The sequence below is a fragment of the Frateuria defendens genome (assembly GCF_001182895.1).
In the GTDB taxonomy this organism is placed as follows: Bacteria; Pseudomonadota; Gammaproteobacteria; order Xanthomonadales; family Rhodanobacteraceae; genus Frateuria_B; species Frateuria_B defendens.
This window is the reverse complement of record NZ_LFQR01000180.1, coordinates 1-391: the sequence shown is the minus strand read 5'-3', so window position 1 is coordinate 391 and position 391 is coordinate 1. Positions and strand designations below refer to the sequence as shown.

Genomic DNA, 391 nt, shown 5'->3' with positions numbered 1-391 from the left:
GGCCGCTACTGCCTCAATGACCTCCATCGGGCGGCCGGCGGGGAGAAGCGGCACTCACCCAGCGAATGGATGAAGCTCGACAACACCCATGAGCTGATCGACGAGATTTCTAATTCGGGTTTTTCCCCGAATAAGAATCCGGTCCAGGCGTCCCGAGGCCGCTACGGCGGCACCTACGTCATCGACGACCTGGCCCTGACGTATGCCATGTGGATCAGCCCGAAGTTCCACCTGACGGTCGTGAGGGCGTTCAAGGAGACCCGGAAGGGCCATGAGACGGACGTGGGGGACGCTATCGTTCCCGCTGGGTCGTCCCTGGTGTCGATCCTGGAGCAGGCGTTGGAGAGTGAGCGGCGACGACTGGAGCTGGAGGCCGCTACTGCCTCAATGA

1 protein-coding gene is annotated in these 391 nt (G+C 62.4%); it reads left to right on the top strand.

Translation table 11 applies throughout. The features are described 5' to 3' along the window. Window positions 1-391, top strand: a 391-nt coding sequence (locus ACH65_RS18500; RefSeq protein ID WP_161805629.1) for a KilA-N domain-containing protein, incomplete at both ends; no start/stop codon positions are given.